Genomic DNA, 26068 nt, shown 5'->3' with positions numbered 1-26068 from the left:
CGATCAGACCGAGAGGACCTGGCGGCGGTTGTACGTGCCGCAGCTGGGGCACGCGATGTGGCCGAGCTTCGGCTCGTGGCAGCGGTCGCACGCCACGAGGGCCGGAACGACGGCCTTCCAGTTGGAACGGCGGTGGCGCGTGTTGCTGCGCGACATCTTCCGCTTCGGAACAGCCACGGCTACTTCTCCTGGTTCTCGGCGGCACCCTCACGGGTGTCGCTGTTCTTGATCCCGTCACCCTCGTCGCCGGGGGCGGCGGAGAGTCCCTGCAGAGCCGCCCACCGGGGGTCGGCGGCGTCGTGGTGGTGCGCCGGGTCGTCGCTCAGGCGTGCTCCGCACTCGGAGCACAGGCCCAGGCAGTCGTCCTGGCACACCGGCTGCAGCGGCAGTGCGAGCACCACCGCGTCACGCAGCACCGGCTGGAGGTCGAAGAAGTCGCCCTCCAGGCGGTAAGTCTCTTCCTCCGAGTCCTCGTCGAGGTCCTCGGTCCCGGTGGTCCGGGCGCGGTGGCGCTCGTCGGACTCCGGGTAGTAGTACAGCTCCTGGAAGTCCACGTCGATGTCGAACTCGACGGGCTCCAGGCACCGGACGCACTCGCCCTCGACGTGGGCGTCGGCGGTGCCGGTGACCAGCACGCCCTCGACCACGGACTCCAGGCGGAGCTCCAGCTCGATCGGGCTCTTCTCCGGGACGCCGATCACGTCGATGATCCCGAAACCCTCGGGGGCCTCCAGGGTCCGACTCACCTTGCGCATGGCGCCCGCACGACGGCCCAGCTCGTGCGTGTCGAACACGAGGGGGTCGCGGTGGTCGAGGCGGTTCAAGGTGTCCTGACTTCCATCGGAATCAATGCTCTGTGTCCCCATTCGAATCGGCGTTGCGAGGGCAAGCCGACGGCCGGACATGGGGATGCCGGAGTGGTCAGACTACCGGAGTCTCCCGTCAGGCCCAACTTCGGCCCCGTCAAGAGACTCCCGGCAGCCCCACCGGGGGCCGGCTCAGCGACCGCCGAGCTCCCGCAGCCGGGTCATGTCGATCATGCTGGTGTCGAAGAAGCTGGTCTCGTCCAGGCCCTGCTGCTGGTGCGGCACCGCCGGGGGCAGGGCGGGCTGCTGGTGGTGCGACACGGCCGGGGGCAGAGCCTGCTGCTGCAGGTAGGTGTAGCCGTCGTACGGCTGGGCCCCGTAGCCGTCCTGCTGCTGGGGATACCCGTAGGCGCCGCCCTGCTGCTGGTCCTGATAGCCCTGCTGCTGCGGGTAGCCGCCCTGCTGCTGGTGGCCCCACTGGGCGCTGTACGGGTCGCCCTGGCCGGCCGGGTCGAAGCCCCCGCCGTACACCTCGGCGTACTGCCCGCCCTGCTGGTGGGCGGCGGCCGCGTACTGGTCGGCGCCGGAGTCCTGCCAGCCGGCCGCGGCCGGGGTCTGCTCGGGCCAGGTCTGCTGCTGCGGGACGTCCTCGCGGTACCAGGCGATGTCGTCGCCGTCGGCGTCCGCGGCGAAGCCGGCGGCCACCGCCTCGGCCCGCTCCTTGGCCTGCTGCGCCTCGTCGGCGGCGGCCAGGTAGGCGCCCAGCTCGTCGATCGGCCGCTTGCCGAGGAGCTTGTCGCGGCCCTTGCCGACCGCCTCCAGGGTGGCGCCGAGCACGTTCTCCAGCGTGGCGAGCTTCACATCGACGTACTCGTCGACCTCGGGGCTCGGGCTGATCCGCTGCGGCTGGAACTCCTCGCCGTCGGTCTCGCCCTCGTGGTCGGCCTCGAAGACGCTGGAGTCGCCGCGCAGCTTGGTCCGGCCGCGGCCGACCGCGCCGAGCGTCTTGGTCAGCACGACCTCGAAGTTGGCCAGCTTGCTGTCCACGTAGTCGTCCGCCTCGGCCCGCTTGGTCTCGACCTCGCCCCGGGCCTCGGCCAGGATCCGGTCCGCCTCGGCCTGCGCCCGGCGGACCACCTCGGTGTCCGAGATGAGCGAGCCGCGCTCGGCGTGCGCGCCCTGGATGATCCGCTCGGCCTCGGCCTCGGCGTCCGCCACCACCTGCTCGTGGTCGGCCATCACCGACTGCGCCTGGGCGAGTTCGGCGGGCAGGGCCGCCTTGAGGTCGTTGAGCAGGCCGATCAGCTCGGCCCGGTTCACCACGCAGGAGGCCGACATCGGCATCGAGCGGGCGTTCTCGACCGCCGCCACGATCTCGTCGACCTTGTTCTGCACGTCCACGGGGCTTCGTCTTTCCGTGTGCCGCCGACGGTCCGGCGGAGGCAGGCCCGGCACGGCGTACCTCACCGCGGGGCAGGGATACAGACTGTACGGCCCCCGCGCGGCGAGCTCACAACGCCTGAGCCGAACCGGCCTCCACCGCCCTGGACAATCCGTGACGAACCGGCAGAAACGGACTAAAGGTCGACTACTGCTCGGCCTTGCGCTCCGCGATCCGCTCGACCAGCCGGCGGTGCACCGTCTCCGGCAGCAGGTGCGAGACGTCACCGCCGTACGAGGCCACCTCCTTGGCCAGCGTCGAGGAGAGGAAGCTGTACGTCGGCGAGGTCGGCAGGAACAGCGTCTCCACGCCGGTCAGGCCGTTGTTCATGTGCGCCATCTGCAGCTCGTAGTCGAAGTCGCTGACCGCGCGCAGGCCCTTGACGATCGCCGGGATGCCGCGCTCCCGGCAGTAGTCCACCAGCAGGCCCTGGTGCGACTCGACCACCACGTTGCCGAACTCCGCGGTGACGTCCTCGATCAGGCCGATCCGCTCCCCGATGGTGAACATGCCCTGCTTGTTCGGGTTGACCAGGACCGCGACGTGCACCACGTCGTACAGCTTCGAGGCGCGCTCGATGATGTCGAGGTGGCCGTTGTGGATCGGGTCGAACGAACCGGGACAGACGGCTCGGCGCATGGCGTGTGCTCCCTCGTGGGGTGACGGCTGCTGCGGGCCGCGGCCCGCTACTCGTGGTCGCTGGCCTCGGCGGCGGCGCGACCGTACCAGAGCGTGCCCTCGCCGTAGCGGCGGGAGCGCAGCACCTCGAAGCCCTCGGGCCAGCCGAACTCGCCGCCACGGGTGCTGCGCTCCACGGTGACGAGTGCGTCCTCCGCGAGCCAGCCCCCAGCCAACAGTGTGATCAGCATCTCCCGCAGCTCCCCGTCCGTCACGGCGTACGGCGGATCGAGGAACACCAGGTCGTAGGGGGTCTGCGGGGGCGGGCCGACGATCACCTTCTCCGCCTTGGCGGCCCGCACCTCGGCGCCCGGCAGCCCGATGGTGCGGACGTTCTCCCGGATCACCCGGGCCGCCTGGCCGTCCGCCTCGACCAGCAGGACGTGCTCGGCCCCGCGCGACAGGGCCTCCAGGCCGACCGCGCCCGATCCGCCGAACAGGTCCAGCATCCGGGCCCCGTGCAGGGTGCCGCGAAACGCCTCCAGGGTGGAGAACATCGCCTCCCGGGCCTTGTCGGAGGTCGGGCGGGTGCCCCGGCCAGGCGGTACGGCCAGCCGGCGGCCGCCGGCCGACCCGGCGATCACGCGGGTCATGGTGGTGAAGGGTCCTTTCGTCGCTGCCCGACCACGCTATCCCGCCCCGAGCCGAAGGGGCGCGCCGGTGCCGAAAGGGAGAAGCGACGGAGCGACGAAGGAGCGCGGGAGCGCCGACCGTCGGCACCGGGCCAGAGCGCCCCGGAGGCGAGCGGGCGAGTCACAGCGAGCGGGTGCGGCCCGACGGACCGCACCCGCACACCAGGGCGGTCAGCTCGCCTCGGAGCCCGCCCCCTGAGCCGGGACCGCCGCGCCGAGCAGGGCCGGCGAGGCGTAGCGGGACCAGGACAGGCAGCCGTCGGGCGGGCAGAACTCGGGGCGGCGCGGGTCGTGCCCGAGCTCGCGCAGCTTGGTCCGGACGGAGTCGGGCGTACGGCCGAAGCGGGCGGCGATCCGGGCGACGGTCTCGCCGTCGTGGAAGCGCCGGACCAGCTCCTCCTCGTGCTGCGGAACCCAGGGGGCACCGTGGCCCGGGTACAGCTCGCGCAGCACGTCGCGGTCGGGGATGGGCTCGGAGACGTCGGCGACGATCGCCAGCGCCCGCAGCGCGCGGTTGAGCGCGATCCGCAGCGAGGCGACGTCCTCGACCGGCAGGCGGAGCTTGCCCGAGGCGAGCGGCGCGGCGGCCGCCCCCTCGCGCCAGCCGGTCAGGGTGAGGGTGACCTCGCGGTCGTCGTCGCTGGCGAGTTCGATCCGGAAGACCTTGTCGCCGAGCGGGAGCTCGTTGAGATGACGGAATGCCATGGCAGGACCCCCAAGTGTCGCGCCAGGTACGCACCTTGAGGGTGCGTCCTGAACACCTTCATTCTCTCGTGGGGGTCTGACAGTCCGGCCTCCCCGAGGGCCCGCTCAGCCCTTCTCCATGTAGGCCGCGCGGTCCTCGTCGAGCAGGCTCTCCAGTGCGGTGCGCAGCTCCGGGTGGGCGGCGAGGTCCGGGTCCTCGGCGACCAGCCGGGTGGCCTCGGTCCGGGCGGTGAGGATGACCTCCTCGTCCTCCAGCACCGAGAGCACCTTGAGCGAGGACTTCACCCCGGACTGCGCCTGGCCCAGCACGTCGCCCTCGCGGCGCTGTTCGAGGTCGATCCGGGACAGCTCGAAGCCGTCCAGGGTGCCGGCCACCGCGTCCAGCCGGGCCCGGGCGGCGCTGCCCCCGGGCATGTCGCTGACCAGCAGGCACAGGCCCGCCGCGCTGCCACGGCCGACCCGGCCGCGCAGCTGGTGGAGCTGGGAGACGCCGAAGCGGTCCGCGTCCATGATGACCATCACGGTGGAGTTGGGGACGTTGACGCCGACCTCGATGACCGTGGTGGCGACCAGCACGTCCACCTCCCCGGTCGCGAACCGGCGCATCACCTCGTCCTTGGCCTCCGGGGCGAGCCGGCCGTGCAGGATCTCCACCCGCAGGCCGCTCAGCGGTCCCTCGACGAGCTTCTCGGCGGTCTCCACCACCGAGAGCGGCGGCCGCCGTTCGTCACTGGCGGCGCCGATGTCGGCGACCTCCTCGAAGTCCTCCTCGGCCGCCTTGCGCTTCTTCTTCGACTCGCCCTTGGTGGCGGCCGCGGGCTCCTCGTCCCCGATCCGGGGGCAGACCACGTACGCCTGGTGGCCCTTGGTGACCTCCTCGCGGACCCGTTCCCAGGCCCGGGTGAGGAAGTTGGGCTTCTCCAGCGCGGGGACGACGTGGGTGGAGATCGGCGAGCGCCCGGCCGGGAGCTGGTCCAGGACGGAGGTCTCCAGATCGCCGAAGACGGTCATCGCGACGGTGCGCGGGATCGGGGTGGCGGTCATCACCAGCAGGTGCGGCGGCTGCTCGCCCTTGGCGCGCAGCGCGTCCCGCTGCTCGACGCCGAAGCGGTGCTGCTCGTCCACCACGACCAGGCCGAGGTCCTGGAACTGGACCTTGTCCTCGATCAGCGCGTGGGTGCCGATGGCGATCCCGGCGTCCCCGCAGGCCATGTCGAGCAGCGCCTGCCGACGGGCGGGAACGCCCATCGAGCCGGTCAGCAGCACCACCCGGGTGCCGAGGTCGGAGCCGCCGAGCATGCCGCCCTCGGCCAGGTCCCCCATCATCTCGACGATCGAACGGTGGTGCTGCTGGGCCAGCACCTCGGTGGGCGCGAGCAGGACGGCCTGGCCGCCCGCGTCCACCACGGCGAGCATCGCGCGCAGCGCGACCAGGGTCTTCCCCGAGCCGACCTCGCCCTGGAGCAGGCGGTGCATCGGGTGCTCGGTCGCCAGGTCGGCGGCGATCTCGCCGGACACCTTCTGCTGGCCCTCGGTGAGGGTGAACGGCAGCCGGGCGTCGAAGGCGTCCAGCAGGCCGCCCTCGCGGGCCTTGCGCGCCTTGGCGGGCAGGGCGGAGTCGGCGGCGCGGCGCTGGGCGAGGGCGACCTGCAGCACGAAGGCCTCGTCCCAGCGCAGCCGGCTCTGGGCGCGCTCGCGGTCGGCCTGGCTGCGCGGGCGGTGGATCAGCTCCAGCGCCTCGGGCAGCGGGATCAGGTCGTGCCGCTCGCGCAGTTCGGCGGGCAGCGGTTCACCGACGTCGCCGAGGTGCTTGGTGAGCGCGGTCTCGATGCAGATCGACAGCTTCCAGCTGGGCATCTGGGCGCTGGCGCCGTAGACCGGGATGAGCCGGCCGGCGAACTGCCGGGCGGCGTCGGACCCGGCGTCCTCGTCGAGCAGTTGGTAGTCGGGCGAGACCAGTTGGCGGGTGCGGTTGAAGACGCCGACCTTGCCCGCGAACAGGCCCTGGGCCCCGGCCTTGAGCTCCTTCTGCCGCCAGCCCTGGTTGAAGAAGACCAGGGAGAGCCGGCTGCGGCCGTCGGTGACCACGACCTCCAGGCGGTCGCCCTTGCGGCCGCGGAACGGGATGAGCGTGACCTTCTCGATCCGGGCCAGCACGGTGACGTGCTCGTCGATCTCCAGCTCGTCCAGGCTGGTGAGCTGGCCGCGTTCGACGTAGCGGCGGGGGTAGTGGTGCAGCAGGTCCCCGACCGTGCGCAGCTTGAGGCTGTCGGCGAGCACCTTCGCGGTACGGTCGCCGACGAGCTTGGTCAGTGGTTCATCGAGAGCGCCCATCAGGCCCCTGTTTACACCACGGGACCGACAAACCGGGCCCTACTCCACTCCGATGAGCAGGGGCGTGGACTCCTGCCCGCCGTGGAAGACCACCGCGTCCACCTCCGGCCGCTGGTGGCGCACGTGCGCGACCAGCCGGTCGGCGAGCGTCCGGTCGGCGCCCTCGCCGACGATCAGGGTGACGAGTTCGCCGCCGGCGCCGAGCATCCGGTCCAGCACGCTCTCGCCGACCTCGGCCAGTGCGCCGCCGATCACTGCGACGTCGCCGTCGATCAGGCCGAGCACGTCCCCGGCCTGGCAGACCCCGGCCATGGTCCAGGACTCCCCCTCGGCCACGGCGAGTTCGGCGTACCGGGTGGCCCCGGCGGCCGAGGTCATGGCGACCACGTCCTCGTCGAAGCGGCGGCCGCCCTCGTGCACCGCGAGCGCCGCGAGCCCCTGGACCGGCGAGCGGGTGGGCAGGACGGCGATCCGCACGCCCTCCTCGCGCAGCTGGTCGGCGGCGGCCCCGGCGGCGGCGCGCAGTTCGGGGTCGTTGAGCAGCAGCACCACCTCGCGGGCGGCCGAGCGGCGGACCGCGGCGGCGAGTTCGGCGCTGGCCGGGCGGCGGTCCGGGTCGGTGTGCAGTGCGACGGCGCCGGCCTGCTCGCACAGTTCGGCCAGGCCCTCGCCGGAGACCACGCAGAGCACCGTACGGGCCCGCTCCTCGCGCTCGCCGCGCTCGGCGGCGGCGCTGCCGGCCCGGGCGGCGGCCTCGGCGAAGTGGGTGATCCGGATCTGGCGCGGGCGCCCGGCCCGGACGCCGGCCTCCACGGCGGCGCCCGCGTCGTCCACGTGGACGTGCACGTTCCACAGGCCGTCGCCGCCGCCGATCACCAGGGAGTCGCCGAGCCCGCCGAGCCGCTCGCGCAGCGCGGGCAGCGCCTGGTCGGGGGCGTCCAGCAGGTAGATGACCTCGAAGGCGGGGTGGCCCGGGCCGGGCGGCCGCAGGTGGACCTCGCAGCTCTCGACGGCCCGGACGTCCCCGCGCAACGCGACCGGCCCCATCGGCTGCTGCCCGGCGACGGCGTCGGCGAGCGCGCCGAGCACGGCCACCAGGCCGCGCCCGCCGGCGTCCACCACCCCGTTCTCGGCCAGTACGGCGAGCTGCTCGGGGGTGTGCCGAAGCGCGTCCCGCGCGGCCCGGTAGGCGGTGTCGGCGACCTGCGCGAGCCCGTCCCCGGCCCGGACGGCCTCCCGGGCGGCGACCCGGGCGACGGTCAGCAGGGTGCCCTCGACGGGCTCGGCGACGGCCTGGTAGGCGGAGTCGGCGGCCCGCTGGAGGGCGGCCCGCAGCTGTTCGGCGCCGCCGCCGTCGGCGAGCGTCTCGGCGGTGCCGCGCAGCCACTGGGCGAGGATCACCCCGGAGTTGCCGCGGGCGCCGACCAGGGCGCCGCGGGCCATCGCCCGGACCGCGTCGGCCAGCCCGGGGGCCGGGTCGGCCGCGGGGTCGGCGAAGCGGCTCTCCACCTCGGCGGCGGCGGACTCGACGGTCAGGTACAGGTTGGTGCCGGTGTCGCCGTCCGGGACGGGATAGACGTTGAGCGCGTCGATCTCCTCGCGGGCCTGGCCGAGCGCGCGCAGGGCGAGCTGGCACCAGGTGCGCACGGCCGGGGCGTCGAGCGTGTGCAGCACCAGGTCTCCTCCGGATGGGACGCCGATACGGCCTGACGGGCAGCGGCATGGGGTGATACCGGCAGGTTATCGGGGCCGGGCGGGGTCGCCCGGTCCGGCGACCGGAGCGATCACTCAGCCGGTCATGGTAGTTTCGTGGGACGGAAGCAAGCGTTGTATGCTCTTCCGGTTGCCTGGAACCGTCCAGGCTCACCTCCTTGTCCGGTCTGGTTCACGTGAGTGCTCCGGTGGGTGAGTGGGGTTTTCGAAAGTATCTGATCTGAAGTCTTGGAGTGACTCCTGTGGCTGCCAACTGCGACGTCTGCGGCAAGGGGCCGGGCTTCGGCAACAGCATCTCCTTCTCGCACCGCCGTACCCCCCGTCGTTGGAACCCCAACATCCAGACGGTGCGCGCTGTGATTGGGCGGACGCCGAAGCGGCTCAACGTCTGCACCTCGTGCATCAAGGCCGGTAAGGTCTCGCGCTGACGCGCAGACCGGCATGCCGGTCCTCCAGTGAGTCGGTTCATCCTCGGATGGACCGGCTTCGCTGTTTCCGGGACCGGTCACGCTTTCCGGACGTAACCGTGGTGGGGGGGGGGGCGGGGGGGGCGCCCCCCCCCCCCCCCGGGCGCGGCGCCGCCGGGGGCGGCGCGGGCCCCCGCCCCCCGGGGGGGGGCGCGCGGGCGCCCCCGGCCCCCCCCCCCCCCCCCGTCCGCGCCCTCTCGTTGTGCTGTGTTACTGCGTGGGGGGCGGGGGGGGGGGGGGCGCGGCCCCCCCCCCCCCCGCGCGCCGGCGGGGGGGGGGGGGGGCCCCCCCCCCCCCCCCCCCACCACTGCTTTCCGGCACTGCTCCGCGGCTGACGGCTAGCGCCAGCGCCAGGCGTGGTCGACCGGGCCGATCCCGGCGCCCAGCGCGAAGCCTCCGGCGATCGCGCCGGTGATGTATTCCTTGGCCGAGCCCACCGCCTCGGGCAGCGACTCACCCTTGGCCAGGCCGGCCGCGATCGAGCTGGCCAGGGTGCAGCCGGTGCCGTGGGTGTGCCGGTTGTCGTAGCGCGGCGCGCGGTACCAGTGCGCCTCGTCCGGCCCGCCGTACAGCAGGTCGGCGGCCTCGCCCTCCAGGTGGCCGCCCTTGACCAGCGCCCAGCGCGGCCCGAGGTCGACCAGCGCCCGGGCGGCGTCCAGCATCTGCGACTCGTCCTCGACCGTCCGGCCGGTGAGCTGGGTCACCTCGTGCAGGTTGGGGGTGACCACGGTGGCGACCGGCAGCAGCTTCTCCCGGACGGTGGCCACCGCCTCGGCGGCCAGCAGCGCGTCCCCGTGCTTGGAGACTCCGACCGGGTCGACCACCACCGGGGCGGCCACCCCGGACAGCAGCTCGGAGACGGTCTCGACCAGTTCGATCGAGGCGAGCATGCCGGTCTTCACGGCCTGCACCCCGATGTCGTCCACCACGCTGCGGAACTGCGCCCGCACGGCTTCGGCGGGCAGCTCCCAGTAGCCCTGGACGCCGAGCGAGTTCTGCGCGGTGACGGCAGTGATCACGCTCATGCCGTGGACGCCGAGGGCGAGCATCGCCTTGAGGTCGGCCTGGATGCCGGCGCCGCCGCCGGAGTCGGAGCCGGCGATCGTGAGGACGCGGGGCGGCGCATCGGAGGCGCCACGCGGTGGGGGTGCCCCCGGACGGAGTCCGGGGGAGGGCCGACCAGGGGCGGGGGTGGGAGACGGGAGGGACATGAGGTCAACCTACTCCTGAGGGTTCAGAGCACCGCCTCGGACTCCGCCCAGCGGTCCTCCGGCACCGTCTTCAGCCGGGTCACCGCGTCACCGATCGGCACCAGCTCGATCTCGGTCCGGCGCAGCGCGGTGAAGTGCCCGAAGGCGCCCTGGTGGACGGCCTCCACCACGTGCCAGCCGAAGCGCGAGGCGAGCACCCGGTCCCGGGCGGTCGGGGTGCCGCCGCGCTGGACGTGGCCGAGGATGACCGGGCGGGCCTCCTTGCCGAGCAGGTCCTCCAGCTCGTGGGCGAGCCGGTTGCCGATCCCGCCGAAGGTGCGGTGCCCGAACTGGTCGACCTCGCCGTGGTCGAAGCGCATGGTGCCGGGCTGCGGGGCCGCGCCCTCGGCGACGGCGATGATGGCGAACTTCTTGCCACGGGCGAAGCGGTCGTCGACCATCCGGGCCACCGCCTCGATGTCGAAGGGCTTCTCCGGGATCAGGATGCCGTGCGCACCGCCGGCCATGCCCGCGGTCAGGGTGATCCAGCCGGTGTGCCGACCCATCAACTCGACCACCATGACGCGCTGGTGGGACTCGGCGGTGGTCTTCAGCCGGTCGATCGCCTCGGTCGCGACGTGCACCGCGGTGTCGAAGCCGAAGGTGACGTCGGTGGCCTCGATGTCGTTGTCGATGGTCTTCGGCACCGCGACCACCGGCAGCCCTGCCTCGCTGAACAGCTTGGCCGCGGTGAGCGTCCCCTCGCCGCCGATCGCGATCAGCGCGTCGATGCCGATGTCCCGGGCCAGCGTCCGCGCGTTCTCCACCGCCCAGGCGATCCGCTCCCGCCGTACCCGGGCCGAGCCCAGGATGGTGCCGCCGAGAGTGAGCAGGCCGGTGACGTCGTCGTGCGAGACCGGCCGGGTGCGGCCCTCGATCAGGCCGAGGAAACCGTCCTCGATGCCGACGATCTCGTCCCCGTGGACGTCCGTTCCCCGGTGCACCACCGACCTGATCACCGCGTTGAGGCCGGGGCAGTCGCCGCCGCTGGTCAGTACACCGATACGCATGTGTGGTGTGCTCCCGCTCGCAGTGGTTCGGACCACCCGCGAGGGACGGCGGGCGGGCTCGGATGCCGCAAGCCTACGCAAAACGCACCCCCGAAGCCCGTCCGCCGCACGCCCGGAGCGCCACGTGCCGTACCGGCGTCCAGCGCCCATCGGCCGTACTCCGTACGCCGATCGGCGCTCACTCGGCGAAGTGGTCCCAGCCGCCGACCCGGTCCCAGGGCGCGCCGTCCACCGTCACCCGGCCGCTGCGCGAGCCCCGCGGACGACCGGTCACCTCGCCCACCACCCGCCAGCGGGCCGGGAGTTGGACCCCGCGCGGGAAGGTGGCCACGATCGCGTGGTCCTCGCCGCCGGACAGCACCCAGACCAGCGGGTCCACCCCGACCGCCTGGCCGATGTCGGCCATCTGCGCCGGGACGTCGAAGTCGGCGGCCTTGAGGTCGATGTCCACGTCGCTGGCCCGGGCCACGTGGCCGAGGTCGGCGACCAGCCCGTCGCTCACGTCGATCATCGAGGTCGCGCCCAACTCGGCGGCGGCCGGGCCCGCGTGGTACGGCGGCTCGGGCCGGCGGTGCGCCTCGACGAAGGCGCGCGGGGAGCGGAAGCCGCGCTGCAGCACGGTCAGTCCGGCGGCCGACCAGCCGAGCCAGCCGGTCACCGCGACCACGTCGCCGACCTGGGCGCCGGAGCGCGTCACCGCCGCGCGCCCCTGGAGGTCGCCGAGCGCCGTGATGGCCAGCGTGACGGTGTCGCCGCGCACCACGTCGCCGCCGACCACCGTCGCCCCGGCCACCTGGCACTCGTCGCGCAGGCCGTCCATCAGCTCGGTGGCCCAGGTGGTCGGCAGGTCGGCGGGGGCGACCAGGCCGAGCAGTATCGCGGTCGGCACCGCGCCCATCGCGGCCACGTCGGCGAGGTTCTGGGCGGCGGCCTTGCGACCCACGTCGTAGGCGGTGGACCAGTCCCGGCGGAAGTGCCGGTTCTCGATCAGGACGTCGGTGGTGGCCACCACCCGGCCGTCCGGAGCCTTCACCACCGCGGCGTCGTCCCCGGGACCGAGGTCGACCGCGTCGGTGAGCGGTACCCGGGCGGTCAGCTCCCTGATGAGGCCGAACTCGCCCAGCTCGCCCACGGTCCCCTGCATCTGCCGTCCTCTCGCGTTTCCATCCGTGTATGGCTCCCCCGCGCGCAGCGTACGCCCTTCGAGGGTGCGAAAGTCTCCCCTCCCCTGCCCGCTGCACGGTAGCGTGGTGATCAGTCTGCCGGTGAACCCGTTCCCACCCCTGTGCCCGACCGGGCGATCACGGCGGCGACCCCCGTAACCGGCCGCCGGGAGGCCCCCGTGGTACAGGCATACATCCTGATCCAGACCGAGGTCGGAAAGGCCAGCGCCGTGGCCGACACGATCGGCGAGATCCCCGGAGTGCTCACCGCCGAGGACGTCACCGGCCCTTACGACGTGATCGTCAAGGCCGAGGCCGACACCGTGGACGACCTGGGCCGCATGGTCGTCGCCAACGTGCAGAAGGTCGAGGGCATCACCCGCACCCTCACCTGTCCGGTGGTTCACCTGTAAGCCCCGGCTACCATCGGCGGGTGGCCAGAGAACTCCGCATCCCCAAGGCGCTGACCGCGCTTCCGGCGCCGGTCCGCTGGCTGGCCGTGCCGGTCGCACTGACCTGCACGGTCGTGGTGCTGATCGGCAGCTGGAGTTCGGCCGATTCCCAGGTCGAGGTTCCGCGGCCGAGCGGGAAGGCCGCGGACTACTGTCGCGCGCTCTCCGCCGCGCTGCCGCAGGAGCTGCTCGGGCACGCCCGAAAGGACCCGTCGCCCGCGTCCCCGTACACGGCGGCCTGGGGCAGCTCGCCCCGGACGGTGCTGCGCTGCGGCATCGACCGGCCGGAGGAACTGGACGGCGAGCACGCCGCGGACTGGTCCCCGACCGCCGACGACGTCACCTGGTGGTCGCAGAAGCTCTCCGACGGCGGCTACCGCTTCGTGACGACCATGCGCGCCGCCTACGTCGAGGTGACCGTCCCGGCCTGCGCCGCACAGAACTCCTTCGACCCGGCAGCCGCCCTGAGCAGCCTGGTGAACGCCAAGATCCCGGGCTGAGCTCCCCGCCCCGACCACGCTGCCCCGCCCCGAGCCGAAGGGGCGCGCCGGTGCCGAAAGGGAGAAGCGACAAGCGAGGCACGAGCGCCGGAGCGCCGACCGTCGGCACCGGGCCAGAGCGCCCCGGAGGCGAGCGGGCGAGTATCAGTGCGCCGACCGTCGGCACCGGATCAGAGCGCCCCGGAGGCGAGCGGGCGAGTATCAGTGCGCCGACCGTCGGCACCGGATCAGAGCGCCCCGGAGGCGAGCGGGCGACCAGCACAGAGCGGGCCGGAAGCTCCCGGCCCGCCCTCGCACCGTCGGTACGACTACCGCAGTCCGGTCGAGCGGCGCAGCGCCGACGCCAGCAGCCGGTCGATCAGCTCCGCGTACGCGACCCCGCTGGCCTCCCACATCTTCGGGTAGGCGGAGATCGGGGTGAAGCCCGGCATGGTGTTGATCTCGTTGATCATCCAGGTGCCGTCCGCCAGCAGGAAGAAGTCCACCCGGGCCAGGCCCTCGCAGCCGAAGGCCTCGAACGCGATCACGGCCTGGCGCTGGATCTCGGCGGTCTCCTCGGCGGTCAGCCGCGCCGGGATCTGCACCTCGGAGGAGTCGATGTACTTGGCCTCGAAGTCGTAGAAGTCGAAGCCCTCACCGACCAGCACCTCGGCCGGGACGCTGGCCCGCGGGCCGTCCTCGAACTCCAGCACGCCGCACTCGATCTCGCGGCCGGAGACACCGGCCTCGATGATCAGCTTGGGGTCGTGCCGGCGGGCCTCCTCGATCGCGGCGTCCAGCTCGGCGAGGTCGCCGACCTTGGTGATGCCGATGCTGGAGCCGGCCCGACAGGGCTTCACGAACAGCGGCAGGCCGAGCCCGGCGGCGCGCTCGCGCACGGCCGCGCGGCCCTGCTCGGTCTCCCAGTCCCGCGGCCGCACGATGGTGTAGCTGCCGACGTTCAGGCCGTGCGAGGCCAGGATCCGCTTGGCGAACTCCTTGTCCATGCCGGCGGCGCTGGCCAGCACGCCGTTGCCGACGTACGGGACGCCGGAGAGCTCCAGCAGGCCCTGCAGGGTGCCGTCCTCGCCCCACGGGCCGTGCAGCAGCGGGAACACCACGTCGACCTCGCCGAGGGCCTTGGGGGCGCTTCCCGGCTCGCTGAGGACCACTTCCCGGCTGCCCGGGGCAGCGGGCAGCGTGACCTGCCCGTCCACGGACTCGGCGACGTGCGCCACGTCCGGCAGCCTGCCGTCGGTGATGGCCATCCGGGCCGGCTCGTCGCTGGTCAGCGCAAAGCGGCCCTCGTGCGTGATGCCGATCGGCAGCACGTCGTACTTGTCACGGTCGATCGCCCTGAGCACACTGCCCGCGGTGGAGACCGAGATGGCGTGCTCGGAGCTGCGGCCGCCGAAGACCAGCGCGACGCGCGGCTTGCGGGCGGACGGGTTCGGGGAGGACTGTTCGATGCTCATATCGGGTTTGAGACTACCGTGCGAGGTGTTTCCGGGAAGTCAACGGTCGCCCGACGGGCCCCGTAGCGCCGGTCCGGGGAGTCCCGGAGCCCTCAGCGCCGCTCCGCCTTGGCCGAGCGGGACATCAGCGTCTGCAGCGCCTCCTGGGTGGGCCGCCCGTTGTGCACCACGTCCACCACGGCCTCGACGATCGGCATGTCGACCCCGCTGCGCCGGGCCAGGTCCAGCACCGACTCGCAGGACTTGACGCCCTCCGCGGTCTGCCGGGTGGCCGCGATGGTCTCGGCCAGCGACATGCCGCGGCCCAGGTTCATGCCGAAGGTGTTGTTGCGCGACAGCGGCGAGGAGCAGGTGGCGACCAGGTCGCCCATCCCGGCGAGCCCCGCGAAGGTGTGCGGGTCGGCGCCCAGCACCTCGCCGAGCCGGGTGGTCTCGGCCAGCCCGCGGGTGATCAGGGTCGCCTTGGTGTTGTCGCCGAGCCCCATGCCGGCCGCCATGCCGACGGCCAGGCCGATCACGTTCTTGACGGCGCCGCCGAGTTCGCAGCCGACCACGTCGGTGTTGGTGTACGGCCGGAAGTACGGCGTGTGGCAGGCCGCCTGGAGCCGCTTGGCGACCGCCTCGTCGGTGCAGGCGACCACACTGGCGGCGGGCTGCCGGTTGGCGATCTCCTTGGCCAGGTTGGGCCCGCTGACCACCGCGACGCGCTCCGGGCCGACCTTGGTGACCTCGTCGATCACCTCGCTCATCCGCTTGGCGGTGCCGAGTTCGATGCCCTTCATCAGGCTCACCAGCACGGTCTGCGGCTCGATCAGCGGTGCCCAGGCGGCCAGGTTGTCACGCAGCGTCTGCGAGGGCACCACCAGCACCGCGAAGTCGGCGCCGGCCAGCGCCTCGGCGGCGTCGGTGGTGGCCCGGACGGTGTCGGGCAGCCGGACGCCCGGCAGGTAGTCGGGGTTCTCGTGGGTGCTGTTGACGGCGTCCACCAGCTCCTGGCGGCGCGCCCACAGCACGACCTCGCAGCCCGCGTCCGCCAGCACCATCGCGAAGGCGGTGCCCCAGGACCCGGTCCCCATCACTGCGCAGCGGGTCACCGGCCCGTCCCCTCACCGTCGTTGTCGTTCCTGGCGCCCTTGGCCCGGCGGCGCTCGGCCACCGCGGCGGCGGCCCGCTCACGGGCGGCCTTGCGCATGTCGTAGCGCTCGGCCGGCGGCTCCTCGCCGCGGATTCCGGCCAGCACGGCGGTGATCGCCGTCATGATGTCCTCGGTCGCGTCGGAGAGCACCTGGGCGGTCAGCTCCTGGCCCTCGTACTTGCTGAGGTCCACCGCGGGCCCGGCCGCGACGGTGACCTTGTGGCGCGGGAAGAGGTTGAACTTGCCCTTGCCGTAACCGGGCCGGCCGTACGGCGGGATGATCTCGTGGGCGCCCCAGTGCGCGACCGGGATGACCGGCGCACCCGTCATCAGCGCGACCCGGGCGACGCCGTTCTTGCCGGTCATCGGCCACAGGTCCGGGTCGCGGGTGAGCGTTCCCTCCGGGTAGAACTGCACGCACTGCCCGCCGTTGACGGCGTCGATCGCGGCCCGGAAGGCCTGCGCGGCGTCGGTGGACTCGCGGAACACCGGAATCTGGCCGGTCTTGCGCAGCATGAATCCGATGAAGGGAATCGAGAACAGCGAGGACTTACCGAGAATCCGCGGCGGACGGCCACTGTTGTACTGCCAGTGCGCGTAGACCACCGGATCGATGATCGAATTGTGGTTCACCGCGGCGATGAAGCCGCCTTCCTTCGGAATGTACTCCCAGCCCCGCCAGTCGGGCTTCACCAGGGCGGTCGTCACCGGCTTCACCAGCACGGCCGCGAAGCGGTACCAGATGCCGTAGTCGGCATTGCCGAACTTGGCGTACGAGCGGCGGGCCACCCCAGCTCCTTCTCATCACATGCGGCACGTGGGGTGCCGCGGTCAGTGCGTCCCGGTGCCTCGCACCGGTCTGTCCGGTGCCCGGTCCACGGGCGCGGAACAGTGTCGCCCGCTCGCTCGCCGACTGTCGAGCGACCGCCCCAACCCGCCCGACGGTCGTGATCAAACGCACGTCCACACAGCTCGGACGGCCTGGCGAGGGCTCCGGGACCGGCGTCACAATGACGCCGATGACCCAGGACACCGTACGCCCCAGCGGGCCCGCCGCGCCCGCCGCACCCACCGCCGACTGGTCGCTGGTGCTGCCGCTCAAGCCGCTCACTCTGGCGAAGAGCAGACTGGCCCCGTACGCCGGGCGGCACCGGCCGGACCTGGCCCTGTCCTTCGCGCTCGACACCGTCACCGCGGCACTCGCCACACCGGGCGTGGCCCGGGTCCTGGTGGTCACCAGGGACGCCGTCGCCGGCGCCCGGTTGGCGGCGCTGGGCGCCCTGGTCGTCGCCGACGAGCCGGGCGGGGGCCTCAACCGGGCGCTGGTACACGGCGCCTCGGCCGCGCTGGCGCTCGCCCCCCGGGCACCGCTGGCCGCCCTCTCGGCCGACCTGCCCGCCCTGCGCCCGGCCGAACTGGCCCGGGTGCTGGGCGCGGTGCCGACGGACGGCCGGGCCTTCCTGCCGGACTCCCCCGGCCTCGGCACCACCCTGCTCGCCAGTGCCCCCGGCCACCCGCTCTCCCCCGCCTTCGGGGACGGCTCACGGGCCCGGCACGCGGCCGGAGGGGCGCTCGAACTGCGCCTGGCGGACGTGGAGTCGGTGCGCCGGGACGTCGACACCGGCAGCGACCTCGGCGAGGCCGCGAGGCTCGGCCTCGGCCCGCACACCAGTGCCCTGTTCGCCCGTCTGGGCCGGTCCCGCCCGCAGACCTGACCGCAGCACCGACCGCGGTCCTGGCCGCGGTCCCGACCGAGGGTCCTGGCCCGGGGGCTTGTCGGACCCGCTCGCTATGCTGCTGGCATGCAGGCCACCGCGTTCACCTTCGACCCCGCCACCCGGGCCGGCTCCGTGCTGCTCGACGACGGGACCCCGGTGCCGTTCGACGCGGCCGCCTTCGACGCCGGCGGCCTGCGACTGCTGCGGCCCGGCCAGCGGGTGCGGATCCGCACCGAGGGCACCGGCGAGGCCCGTCGGGTGGTCTTCGTGACCCTCCAGACCTTCCCCGACCCGGCCGACGAACGCTGACCGGGCCGGGATTCGGACCGCGCGCCCGCCTTTTCCCACGCATCGGGCACCGGCCGCCGCCGAATCCTGACTAAGCGCCCGGAAAACGAAAGAGCCGCGGCCACCCGGTCCCCGCAATTCGCGGAAGGGGTGCCGCGGCTCTGAGCCGAAGGCCGTCCGAGGACAGTCGCGCGGGACTTACTTGGCAGTGGTCTTGCGCGCGGTGGTCTTGCGGGTGGCGGTCTTCTTCGCCGGAGCCGTCTTCTTGGCCGTGGCGGTCGCCTTCTTGGCGGTGGCCGTGGTCTTCTTGGCGGCAGCCGTGGTGGTCGCCTTCTTCGCGGCGGCCGTCTTCTTGGTCGCGGTCGCCGTGGTCTTCTTGGCGGCGGCAGCGGTGGTGGTGGCGGCCTTCTTGGCGGCGGGCGCCTTCTTCGCGGCGGTGGCCGTGGTCTTCTTGGCGGCAGCCGTGGTGGCCGTCTTCTTGGCGGCGGCCTTCTTGGTCGCGGCCGGGGCGGCGGCAGCGGCGGCGGCGCGCTTGGTGGCGGCACGCTTGGCGGCCGGGGTGGCGGCGACGCCGGCCTTGCCCGGGGTGAGGGAGCCCTTGGGGGCCTTCTTCACCGAGGGGCCTTCCTTCGGCAGCTTCTTGCTGCCGCTGACCAGGTCCTTGAAGCCCTGGCCCGGACGGAAGCGGGGGACCGAGGTCTTCTTGACCTTGACCCGCTCGCCGGTCTGCGGGTTGCGGGCGAAGCGCGCGGAGCGCTCCACCTTCTCGAAGGTGCCGAAACCGGTGACCGAAACCCGGTCACCGGCCACAACGGCACGGACCATGGTGTCGAGCACTGCGTCGACGGCCTCTGCGGCAGCCTTGCGACCGCCCAGCTGCTCGGCCACCGCTTCGACAAGCTGAGCCTTGTTCACGTCTTCCCCTTCGGAAACGGGCGCCGGATGATTCCATCCGTTCTTTTCGCACGTTAGGTATGTATCTGCGGACTTTCAATTACCAAACGCGCGAATCACCCTAGTGTCGCAATGGATTTGCGCGTCCGCGACCTCAGTCGAGCGGCGGGCGCCCCTCGTCGAGGTCATGTACAAAGCGACTCAACCGCCGTGCCGCCTCGGGAAGATCGCGCTTGGCGGTCTCCGTGACGATGAGCAGTTGACGGGTGAGAGCGGTCTTTGCATCGGCAGACACGTTCAGCGCATGCACGCGGGCGTGAGCTTGCTTCAACCGCTCGGCCACAAGCGCGTAGAGCGCTGCGACTTCCTGGTCGTCCGGCCCCTCAGCTGGTGCGGAGGTGACGTCCGGCCGATCGTCAATTCGGCGTTCGGATCCCCGGCCCGTGGACTCCTCGGACGCGGGTTCGCCGCCCGCGTACGGAGGTTCATGGTGCCGGTGCATGTACTGATTGTGCCATCTACCCGCAGTTGTACTTGCGCGGGGCCCTCTTCCGCAAAGCCAAATGGGCAATCCGGGGCGGGCCTCGGCGCTAACTCGTGCTCCGGAACGCCGGATGGCCCGGCCCCCCCGAGGGGGGCGCGGGCCATCCGGTGGATCGTCAGAATGCTTGTTCTGAAGGCAACTCAGGAGACCGGCAGAGTACGGGGCTTGAACGCCGGGCGGGTCGCCTCGTAGGCCGCGATGTCGGCCTCGTTCTGCAGCGTGATGCTGATGTCATCCAGCCCGTTGAGCAGCCTCCACCGCACGTTGTCGTCCAGTTCGAAGCTCGCGGTGACGCCTTCGGCGCGCACTTCGCGCTTCTCCAGGTCAACGGTGATCTCGGCCGAAGGGTCACTCTCGGTGAGCACCCAGAGGCGTTCCACGGTCTCCTGCGGCAGCACGACGGTCAGCAGGCCGTTCTTCAGAGAGTTGCCGCGGAAGATGTCGGCGAAGCGCGAGGAGATCACCGCGTGGAAGCCGTAGTTCTGCAGCGCCCAGACGGCGTGCTCCCGGGAGGAGCCGGTGCCGAACTCGGGGCCGGCCACCAGGACGGTGGCGCCCTGGCGCTCGGGCCGGTTGAGGATGAACGACTCGTCCTTGCGCCAGGCCTCGAACAACCCGCCCTCGAAACCGGATCGGGTGACCTTCTTGAGCCAATGGGCCGGAATGATCTGGTCGGTGTCCACGTTGCTGCGGCGCAGCGGGACGGCCCGGCCGGTGTGGGTGGTGAACTTCTCCATGGCTCAGGCCTCCACGCTGTGCTGGATCGAAGAGAGGGCGTTGGCGGAAAGGTCCGACGGGGACGCGAGGCGGCCCAGGACGGCGGTCGCGGCGGCGACCTGCGGCGAGACCAGGTGGGTGCGGCCGCCCTTGCCCTGCCGGCCCTCGAAGTTGCGGTTCGAGGTGGAGGCGCAGCGCTCCCCGGGGGCGAGCTGGTCGGGGTTCATGCCCAGGCACATCGAGCAGCCGGCGTGCCGCCATTCGGCCCCGGCGGCGGTGAACACCTTGTCCAGGCCCTCCTCCACGGCCTGCAGGGCGACCCGGACCGAGCCCGGGACGACCAGCATCCGTACGCCGTCGGCGACCTTGCGGCCCTCCAGCACGGCGGCGGCCGCCCGCAGGTCCTCGATCCGACCGTTGGTGCAGGAGCCGACGAAGACGGCGTCGACCGCGACCTCGCGCAGCGGGGTGCCGGCCTCAAGGCCCATGTACGCCAGGGCGTTCTCGGCCGCCAGGCGCTCCTGCGGGTCGGCGAAGTCCGCGGGGTTCGGGACGTTGGAGCCCAGCGGGGCGCCCTGGCCGGGGTTGGTGCCCCAGGTGACGAACGGGGTCAGCTCGCTCGCGTCGATGAAGATCTCGTGGTCGAAGACCGCGTCCTCGTCGGTGACCAGGGTCTTCCAGTACGCGACGGCGGCGTCCCAGTCCTCGCCCTGCGGGGCGTGCGGGCGGCCTTCGAGGTAGGCGAAGGTGGTCTCGTCCGGGGCGATCATGCCGGCCCGGGCGCCGGCCTCGATGGACATGTTGCAGACGGTCATCCGGGCCTCCATGGACAGGCTCCGGATCGCCGAGCCGCGGTACTCCAGGACGTAGCCCTGGCCGCCGCCCGTACCGATCTTCGCGATGACGGCCAGGATCAGGTCCTTGGCCGTGACGCCCTCGGGCAGTTCGCCCTCGACGGTGATCGCCATGGTCCTGAACGGCGCCAGCGGCAGGGTCTGGGTGGCCAGCACGTGCTCGACCTGGCTGGTGCCGATGCCGAACGCCAGCGCGCCGAACGCGCCGTGGGTGGAGGTGTGGGAGTCGCCGCAGACCACGGTGGTGCCGGGCTGGGTCAGGCCGAGCTGCGGGCCGACCACGTGCACCACGCCCTGCTCGACGTCGCCGAGCGAGTGGATCCGGACGCCGAACTCGGCCGCGTTCCGGCGCAGGGTCTCCAGCTGCACGCGGGAGACCGGGTCGGCGATCGGCTTGTCGATGTCCAGGGTCGGGGTGTTGTGGTCCTCGGTGGCGATCGTCAGATCGGTGCGGCGGACCTTGCGGCCGGCCAGGCGCAGCCCGTCGAAGGCCTGCGGGCTGGTCACCTCGTGGAGCAGGTGCAGGTCGATGAACAGGAGGTCGGGCTCGCCCTCCGCGCGCCGCACGACGTGGTCGTCCCAGACCTTCTCTGCGAGTGTCCGTCCCATCGGATTCCCTCCAGCCGGCCGCGTTGCCGGCCTTTTCGTGTCGTCGGGTAAACGCTTGCGCCGCCCACCGCGGGGCGCGTTCGCGCAACCTGCACGCCGGATCGCTGTCCACGATGCGGACACTCTGACGAGGCCCCATCCTGGATGTCTCCCGGGCTGCTGCATCCAGAGTGGCGCTTTTCCTGGAAGATTGAACTTGCGTCTCGCGGAATGAGACTGCAGTCTTAGCGCATGGACAACACTAGCGGCGTCGGCGTTCTCGACAAGGCCGCTCTGGTGCTGAGCGCACTGGAGTCGGGCCCCGCCACGTTGGCGGGGCTGGTCGCCGCCACCGGTCTGGCGCGCCCCACGGCCCACAGACTCGCCGTCGCACTCGAACACCACCGCCTGGTCACCAGGGACATGCAGGGGCGCTTCATCCTCGGCCCCCGGCTGTCCGAACTCTCCGCCGCGGCGGGCGAGGACCGGCTGCTCGCCACCGCGGGCCCGGTCCTGACCCACCTGCGCGACGTCACCGGCGAGAGCGCACAGCTCTACCGCCGCCAGGGCGAGATGCGGATCTGCGTAGCCGCCGCCGAGCGGCTCTCCGGCCTGCGGGACACCGTCCCGGTCGGCAGCACCCTGCCGATGAAGGCCGGCTCGGCCGCCCAGGTCCTGCTGGCCTGGGAGGAGCCCGAGCGGCTCCACCGCGGCCTCCAGGGCGCCCGCTTCACCGCCACCGCGCTGAGCGGCGTCCGGCGGCGCGGCTGGGCCCAGTCGATCGGCGAGCGGGAGCCGGGCGTCGCGTCCGTCTCCGCGCCCGTCCGCGGTCCCTCCAACCGCGTGGTGGCCGCCGTCTCCGTCTCCGGCCCGATCGAGCGGCTGACCCGCCACCCGGGCCGCCTGCACGCCCAGGCCATCATCGAGGCCGCGAACCGGCTCACCGAGGCGCTGCGCCGGAGCTGACCCGGCCGACTCCCCCACCCACCCCTTCCCCCACCCCCACCCCCACCTCCCCCACCGAAAACGAAAAGGGCCCCGCTCGGATTCGAGCGGGGCCCTTCAAAAGCATTTCCCGGTGCAAAGCAAAAAGACCCCGGAACAGGGGCCTTTCCAATTTCTGGCTGGGGTACCAGGACTCGAACCTAGACTAAATGAACCAGAATCACTCGTGCTGCCAATTACACCATACCCCAACACAAAGCAAGGGCCGATGGGCGAGCCCACCGGCTTCCTGCTCTGAAGTACCCCCGACCGGATTCGAACCGGCGCTACTGCCGTGAGAGGGCAGCGTGCTAGGCCGCTACACAACGGGGGCTCCTGGCGATCCCTTGCGGGATCAGTACCCCCGACCGGATTCGAACCGGCGCTACTGCCGTGAGAGGGCAGCGTGCTAGGCCGCTACACAACGGGGGCTTTCCAGGTGATCCCTTGCGGGATCAGTACCCCCGACCGGATTCGAACCGGCGCTACTGCCGTGAGAGGGCAGCGTGCTAGGCCGCTACACAACGGGGGCTTGATCTTCATTTGTTCTGCGGTGCGATCGTCACCGATTGTACAGCGCTGGGGTACCAGGACTCGAACCTAGACTAACTGAACCAGAATCAGTCGTGCTGCCAATTACACCATACCCCACCAGAGTTGAACCCCTGCGGGGCCTTCTCAGGCGTTGCGCCTCTCGATCGGTCCCTTCCGAGGGGCTTTCGCTCCCTCGTCCGTTCCCTCCCGGGCGGCGCAGAAAGAACATTACCCGACGTCGGCCCCGGCTCCAAAATCGATAACCGCAGGCAGCGGTGGGGAGGCCGTCCGGTGACCTCCGGGTGCGCCGCGGGGCCGGCCGGCAGACGCGCCCCGGGGCGGCGCACCGCCCCCCCCCCCCAACAAAAACCCCCCCCCCGGGGGGGGGGGGGGGGGGCGGCGGGGGGCCGGGGGGGGGGGGGGGGGGCCCGGGCGCCCCCCCCCCCCCGCGGCCTGCTCAGCGGCCCGCCCGGGCCTGCCCTGCGGATCCCCCGCCGGGCAGGCCCTCACAGCCCCTAGGCGGTGGGCAGGGCGTCCAGGGCGGAGCGCAGCCGGCGCAGCGTCTCGGGGCGGCCGAGCAGCTCCATCGACTCGAACAGCGGCGGGGAGACCCGGCGGCCGGTGACGGCCACCCGCAGCGGCGTGAAGGCGAACTTGGGCTTGATGCCCAGGCCCTCCACCAGCGCCTCGCGCAGCGCGGCCTGGATCGGCTCCGGGGTGAAGTCCGCGAGCTCCTCCAGCGCCTTGACGCTGGCCTCCAGCACCGGGCGGGCGTCCGGGGTGAGCACCTTGGCTGCGTCGTCCGGGTCGACGGTGAAGTCGGCCGAATCGACGAACAGGAAGCCGGCCATGTTGACGATCTCGCTCAGCACGACCATCCGCTCCTGGGTGAGCGGCGCGACCTTGGCGAGCAGGTCCAGCTGCTCGGCGGTCGGCTCGGCCGGCAGCAGGCCAGGGGCCTGCAGGAACGGCACCAGGCGCCGGACGAAGTCCTCCGGGGCCAGCCTGCGGACGTGCTCGGCGTTGATCGCCTCGCACTTCTTCAGGTCGAAGCGCGCCGGGTTGGCGTTCACCTTGGCGACGTCGAAGGCGGCGACCATCTCGTCCATGTCGAACAGGTCGCGGTCCTCGGCCAGCGACCAGCCCAGCAGGGACAGGTAGTTGAGCAGGCCCTCGCGGATGAAGCCGCGCTCGCGGTACATGTTGAGCGAGGACTGCGGGTCGCGCTTGGAGAGCTTCTTGTTCCCCTCGCCCATCACGTACGGCAGGTGGCCGAAGCGCGGGGTGAGGCCGGCGCCGACGCCGATCTCGGCGAGCGCCGCGTACAGCGCGATCTGGCGCGGGGTGGAGGAGAGCAGGTCCTCGCCGCGAAGCACGTGGGTGATGCCCATCAGGGCGTCGTCCACCGGGTTGACCAGGGTGTACAGCGGGGCGCCGTTGGCCCGGACGATGCCGTAGTCCGGCACGTTCTCCGGCTCGAAGGTGAGCGTGCCGCGGACCAGGTCGTCGAAGCTGATGGTCTCGTCGGGCATCCGGAAGCGCAGGATCGGCTCGCGCTTCTCCAGCTTGCAGACGGCGACCTGGTCGTCCGTCAGGTCCCGGCAGTGGCCGTCGTAGCCGGAGGGCTTGCCGGCCGCGCGGGCGGCCTCGCGGCGCGCGTCCAGCTCCTCGGTGCTGCAGTAGCAGTAGTAGGCGTGGCCGGCCTCGTGCAGGCGGCGGGCGACGTCGGCGTAGATGTCCATCCGCTGCGACTGGCGGTACGGCGCGTGCGGGCCGCCGACCTCCGGGCCCTCGTCCCAGTCGAGGCCGAGCCAGCGCATGGCCTCGAGCAGCTGGTCGTACGACTCCTCGGAGTCGCGGGCGGAGTCGGTGTCCTCGATCCGGAAGACCATGGTGCCGCCGGTGTGGCGGGCGTAGGCCCAGTTGAAGAGGGCGGTACGGACCATGCCCACGTGGGGGTTGCCGGTCGGGGAGGGACAGAAGCGAACCCGGACGGCCGGGTCAGTGTTAGCCACGCTTGATCACCTTGTTGGTGAGAGTGCCGATGCCTTCGATGGAGACGGCGACCTCGTCGCCGACGTTGAGGGGGCCCACCCCTGCGGGCGTGCCGGTGAGGATGACGTCGCCGGGCAGCAGCGTCATGGCCTCGGAGATGTGGACGATCAGCTCGGCGACCGAGCGGACCATCAGGGAGGTGCGGCCGGTCTGGCGCAGCTCGCCGTTGACCGTGCAGGTGATCGCGAGGTCGCCCGGGTCGAGGTCGGTCTCGATCCACGGTCCCAGCGGGCAGGCCGTGTCGAAGCCCTTGGCCCGCGCCCACTGGCCCTCGCGCTGCTGGACGTCCCGGGCGGTGACGTCGTTGGCGCAGGTGTAGCCGAGGATCACCTCGGGCACCCGGTCCAACGGCACCTCGCGGCACATCCGGCCGATCACCACGGCGAGTTCGGCCTCGTGGTGGACGTCCGAGGAGAACGGCGGGTACGCGATGCTCTCGGTCGGGCCGATCACCGAGGTGGAGGGCTTGAAGAAGGTGAGCGGGGCGTCCGGGACGTCGTTGCCCAGCTCGGCCGCGTGCGCCGCGTAGTTGCGGCCGACCGCCACGATCTTGTTGGGGAGCATCGGGCTGAGCAGCCGGACGTCCTGGAAGCGGTAGCTCTCGCCGGTGGGCTGGGGTTGGCCGAACGGGTGGCCGGCCAGCGCGTGGACGACCAGCGAGTCGGGCTGGGAAGGGTCACCCTCCACTACGCCGAAGGAGACGCTGCCCGCGGCAGGGCTCCCTTCCCGGACGGAAAACCTGGCAATGCGCACGGCTGGGCTACCCCTCGCTTCGTCGGCCGCCCGGGGCGCCCCCGGGCGCTGCTGGGCGCCCCGCCCTCCGTGGGCGCGGCCCCGTCAATCGTCGTCCAGGCTATCGCGTGGGGCCCCTCCCGACCGCTTTGCCCCTGTTCAGCGTGGTTGGGGCGGACCCGGATACGAGCGGGCGAATCACCGCCCCGAGCCAGCGACTCACAGCCGAGCGGGCGACCAACACCGCCCCGAGCCAGCGACTCACAGCCGAGCGGGCGACCAACACCGCCCCGAGCCAGCGACTCACAGCCGAGCGGGCGACCAACACCGCCCCGAGCCAGCGACTCACCGCCGCGCGGGCGACCAACACCGCCCCGAGCCAGCGACTCACAGCCGAGCGGGCGACCAACACCGCCCCGA

Annotated in this window: 27 protein-coding genes and 5 tRNA genes; 7 read left to right on the top strand and 25 right to left on the bottom strand. The window is 72.4% G+C overall.

Annotated elements, in window-relative coordinates:
* Positions 1-3 precede the first annotated feature (3 nt).
* The 8 genes from rpmF to ACGF12_RS25925 form a co-directional block, all read right to left on the bottom strand.
* Entirely contained in the window at positions 4-177 is a 174-nt protein-coding gene (rpmF, locus tag ACGF12_RS25960; protein ID WP_030056747.1) for a 50S ribosomal protein L32, read from the bottom strand.
* A gap of 2 nt (positions 178-179) precedes the next feature.
* Positions 180-866 carry a YceD family protein gene (locus ACGF12_RS25955; RefSeq protein ID WP_393034639.1) on the bottom strand — a complete coding sequence of 229 codons (687 nt, stop codon included), beginning with the start codon at positions 864-866 and terminating at the stop codon, positions 180-182.
* Positions 867-998: 132 nt separating this feature from the next.
* Positions 999-2207 (bottom strand): ATP synthase F0 subunit B, encoded by a 1209-nt coding sequence (locus ACGF12_RS25950; protein WP_393034636.1) that lies wholly within the window; start codon positions 2205-2207, stop codon positions 999-1001.
* 187 nt (positions 2208-2394) lie between these two features.
* The gene (coaD, locus tag ACGF12_RS25945; protein ID WP_393034633.1) at positions 2395-2886 is read right to left on the bottom strand and encodes a pantetheine-phosphate adenylyltransferase; all 492 of its coding nucleotides are present in this window, start codon (positions 2884-2886) and stop codon (positions 2395-2397) included.
* A gap of 47 nt (positions 2887-2933) precedes the next feature.
* Positions 2934-3518: a 16S rRNA (guanine(966)-N(2))-methyltransferase RsmD gene (gene rsmD / locus ACGF12_RS25940; protein WP_387622242.1), complete on the bottom strand. Its 585-nt coding sequence runs from the start codon at positions 3516-3518 to the stop codon at positions 2934-2936.
* 210 nt (positions 3519-3728) lie between these two features.
* Positions 3729-4262, bottom strand: coding sequence for a hypothetical protein (locus ACGF12_RS25935; protein ID WP_393034630.1), 534 nt, complete (start codon positions 4260-4262; stop codon positions 3729-3731).
* A gap of 105 nt (positions 4263-4367) precedes the next feature.
* Positions 4368-6596 carry an ATP-dependent DNA helicase RecG gene (gene recG, locus ACGF12_RS25930; RefSeq protein WP_393034627.1) on the bottom strand — a complete coding sequence of 743 codons (2229 nt, stop codon included), beginning with the start codon at positions 6594-6596 and terminating at the stop codon, positions 4368-4370.
* A 39-nt stretch (positions 6597-6635) separates the two neighbouring features.
* Complete coding sequence (locus tag ACGF12_RS25925; RefSeq protein WP_393034624.1) at positions 6636-8270, bottom strand: DAK2 domain-containing protein; 1635 nt, start codon at positions 8268-8270, stop codon at positions 6636-6638.
* A 281-nt stretch (positions 8271-8551) separates the two neighbouring features.
* Between ACGF12_RS25925 and rpmB the strand changes: the two genes are divergently transcribed.
* On the top strand, positions 8552-8737 hold the full coding sequence (rpmB, locus tag ACGF12_RS25920) for a 50S ribosomal protein L28 (RefSeq protein WP_280718460.1): 186 nt from the start codon (positions 8552-8554) through the stop codon (positions 8735-8737).
* A gap of 377 nt (positions 8738-9114) precedes the next feature.
* Here the strand turns inward: rpmB and thiD are convergent, their stop codons facing one another.
* The 3 genes from thiD to ACGF12_RS25905 form a co-directional block, all read right to left on the bottom strand.
* Positions 9115-9987, bottom strand: coding sequence for a bifunctional hydroxymethylpyrimidine kinase/phosphomethylpyrimidine kinase (gene thiD, locus ACGF12_RS25915; RefSeq protein ID WP_393034620.1), 873 nt, complete (start codon positions 9985-9987; stop codon positions 9115-9117).
* A gap of 23 nt (positions 9988-10010) precedes the next feature.
* Positions 10011-11036, bottom strand: coding sequence for an ATP-dependent 6-phosphofructokinase (locus ACGF12_RS25910; RefSeq protein ID WP_393034617.1), 1026 nt, complete (start codon positions 11034-11036; stop codon positions 10011-10013).
* A gap of 178 nt (positions 11037-11214) precedes the next feature.
* Positions 11215-12180: a thiamine-phosphate kinase gene (locus ACGF12_RS25905; protein WP_387622227.1), complete on the bottom strand. Its 966-nt coding sequence runs from the start codon at positions 12178-12180 to the stop codon at positions 11215-11217.
* A 198-nt stretch (positions 12181-12378) separates the two neighbouring features.
* Here ACGF12_RS25905 and ACGF12_RS25900 point away from each other — a divergent pair, with 198 nt between their 5' ends.
* Positions 12379-12612, top strand: a complete 234-nt coding sequence (locus ACGF12_RS25900; RefSeq protein WP_380612660.1) for an Lrp/AsnC family transcriptional regulator — start codon at positions 12379-12381, stop codon at positions 12610-12612.
* A 20-nt stretch (positions 12613-12632) separates the two neighbouring features.
* Entirely contained in the window at positions 12633-13151 is a 519-nt protein-coding gene (locus ACGF12_RS25895) for a DUF3515 domain-containing protein (RefSeq protein WP_393034613.1), read from the top strand.
* A 308-nt stretch (positions 13152-13459) separates the two neighbouring features.
* Here ACGF12_RS25895 and ACGF12_RS25890 read toward each other — a convergent pair whose 3' ends face one another.
* The 3 genes from ACGF12_RS25890 to ACGF12_RS25880 all read right to left on the bottom strand — a co-directional run bounded on the left by ACGF12_RS25890 (position 13460) and on the right by ACGF12_RS25880 (position 16529).
* Positions 13460-14605: a D-alanine--D-alanine ligase family protein gene (locus tag ACGF12_RS25890; protein WP_393034610.1), complete on the bottom strand. Its 1146-nt coding sequence runs from the start codon at positions 14603-14605 to the stop codon at positions 13460-13462.
* 92 nt (positions 14606-14697) lie between these two features.
* The gene (locus ACGF12_RS25885; RefSeq protein ID WP_393034710.1) at positions 14698-15681 is read right to left on the bottom strand and encodes an NAD(P)H-dependent glycerol-3-phosphate dehydrogenase; all 984 of its coding nucleotides are present in this window, start codon (positions 15679-15681) and stop codon (positions 14698-14700) included.
* Positions 15682-15695: 14 nt separating this feature from the next.
* Positions 15696-16529 (bottom strand): lysophospholipid acyltransferase family protein, encoded by an 834-nt coding sequence (locus ACGF12_RS25880; RefSeq protein ID WP_393034608.1) that lies wholly within the window; start codon positions 16527-16529, stop codon positions 15696-15698.
* A gap of 230 nt (positions 16530-16759) precedes the next feature.
* Here ACGF12_RS25880 and cofC point away from each other — a divergent pair, with 230 nt between their 5' ends.
* Both cofC and ACGF12_RS25870 read left to right on the top strand, forming a co-directional pair.
* Positions 16760-17455: a 2-phospho-L-lactate guanylyltransferase gene (gene cofC / locus ACGF12_RS25875; RefSeq protein WP_393034606.1), complete on the top strand. Its 696-nt coding sequence runs from the start codon at positions 16760-16762 to the stop codon at positions 17453-17455.
* A gap of 87 nt (positions 17456-17542) precedes the next feature.
* Positions 17543-17767 (top strand): hypothetical protein, encoded by a 225-nt coding sequence (locus ACGF12_RS25870; RefSeq protein WP_387622213.1) that lies wholly within the window; start codon positions 17543-17545, stop codon positions 17765-17767.
* A 177-nt stretch (positions 17768-17944) separates the two neighbouring features.
* Here ACGF12_RS25870 and ACGF12_RS25865 read toward each other — a convergent pair whose 3' ends face one another.
* The 4 genes from ACGF12_RS25865 to leuC form a co-directional block, all read right to left on the bottom strand.
* A complete protein-coding gene (locus ACGF12_RS25865; protein ID WP_393034601.1) occupies positions 17945-18661 on the bottom strand; it encodes an HU family DNA-binding protein in 717 nt (238 codons plus the stop codon).
* 133 nt (positions 18662-18794) lie between these two features.
* Positions 18795-19142 (bottom strand): hypothetical protein, encoded by a 348-nt coding sequence (locus tag ACGF12_RS25860; protein ID WP_380612653.1) that lies wholly within the window; start codon positions 19140-19142, stop codon positions 18795-18797.
* 182 nt (positions 19143-19324) lie between these two features.
* A complete protein-coding gene (gene leuD, locus ACGF12_RS25855; protein WP_380612652.1) occupies positions 19325-19921 on the bottom strand; it encodes a 3-isopropylmalate dehydratase small subunit in 597 nt (198 codons plus the stop codon).
* 3 nt (positions 19922-19924) lie between these two features.
* Entirely contained in the window at positions 19925-21364 is a 1440-nt protein-coding gene (leuC, locus tag ACGF12_RS25850; protein ID WP_393034598.1) for a 3-isopropylmalate dehydratase large subunit, read from the bottom strand.
* A gap of 231 nt (positions 21365-21595) precedes the next feature.
* On the opposite strand from leuC, the gene ACGF12_RS25845 reads away from it, so the two are divergent.
* On the top strand, positions 21596-22309 hold the full coding sequence (locus tag ACGF12_RS25845) for an IclR family transcriptional regulator (RefSeq protein WP_030246527.1): 714 nt from the start codon (positions 21596-21598) through the stop codon (positions 22307-22309).
* A gap of 155 nt (positions 22310-22464) precedes the next feature.
* On the opposite strand, the gene ACGF12_RS25840 is transcribed toward ACGF12_RS25845, so the two are convergent.
* From ACGF12_RS25840 to ACGF12_RS25810, 7 genes are all read right to left on the bottom strand, one after another.
* A tRNA-Gln gene (locus tag ACGF12_RS25840) sits at positions 22465-22539 on the bottom strand.
* 49 nt (positions 22540-22588) lie between these two features.
* Positions 22589-22661, bottom strand: a tRNA-Glu gene (locus ACGF12_RS25835).
* A 25-nt stretch (positions 22662-22686) separates the two neighbouring features.
* Positions 22687-22759: transfer RNA gene (locus tag ACGF12_RS25830), tRNA-Glu, on the bottom strand.
* Between the two features lie 27 nt (positions 22760-22786).
* Positions 22787-22859, bottom strand: a tRNA-Glu gene (locus tag ACGF12_RS25825).
* Between the two features lie 47 nt (positions 22860-22906).
* Positions 22907-22978, bottom strand: a tRNA-Gln gene (locus ACGF12_RS25820).
* A 398-nt stretch (positions 22979-23376) separates the two neighbouring features.
* A complete protein-coding gene (gltX, locus tag ACGF12_RS25815; protein WP_393034595.1) occupies positions 23377-24876 on the bottom strand; it encodes a glutamate--tRNA ligase in 1500 nt (499 codons plus the stop codon).
* Positions 24869-25669, bottom strand: a complete 801-nt coding sequence (locus ACGF12_RS25810) for a fumarylacetoacetate hydrolase family protein (RefSeq protein WP_393034592.1) — start codon at positions 25667-25669, stop codon at positions 24869-24871. Before ACGF12_RS25810 ends, gltX begins: the two co-directional genes overlap by 8 nt.
* Positions 25670-25812: 143 nt before the next feature.
* Between ACGF12_RS25810 and ACGF12_RS25805 the strand changes: the two genes are divergently transcribed.
* A partial coding sequence (locus ACGF12_RS25805; RefSeq protein WP_393034589.1) for a hypothetical protein occupies positions 25813-26068 on the top strand: 256 nt, incomplete at its 3' end.

Source organism: Kitasatospora sp. NPDC048296 (assembly GCF_043201815.1).
Lineage (GTDB): Bacteria > Actinomycetota > Actinomycetes > Streptomycetales > Streptomycetaceae > Kitasatospora.
This window is presented reverse-complemented; position numbering and strand designations above follow the sequence as displayed.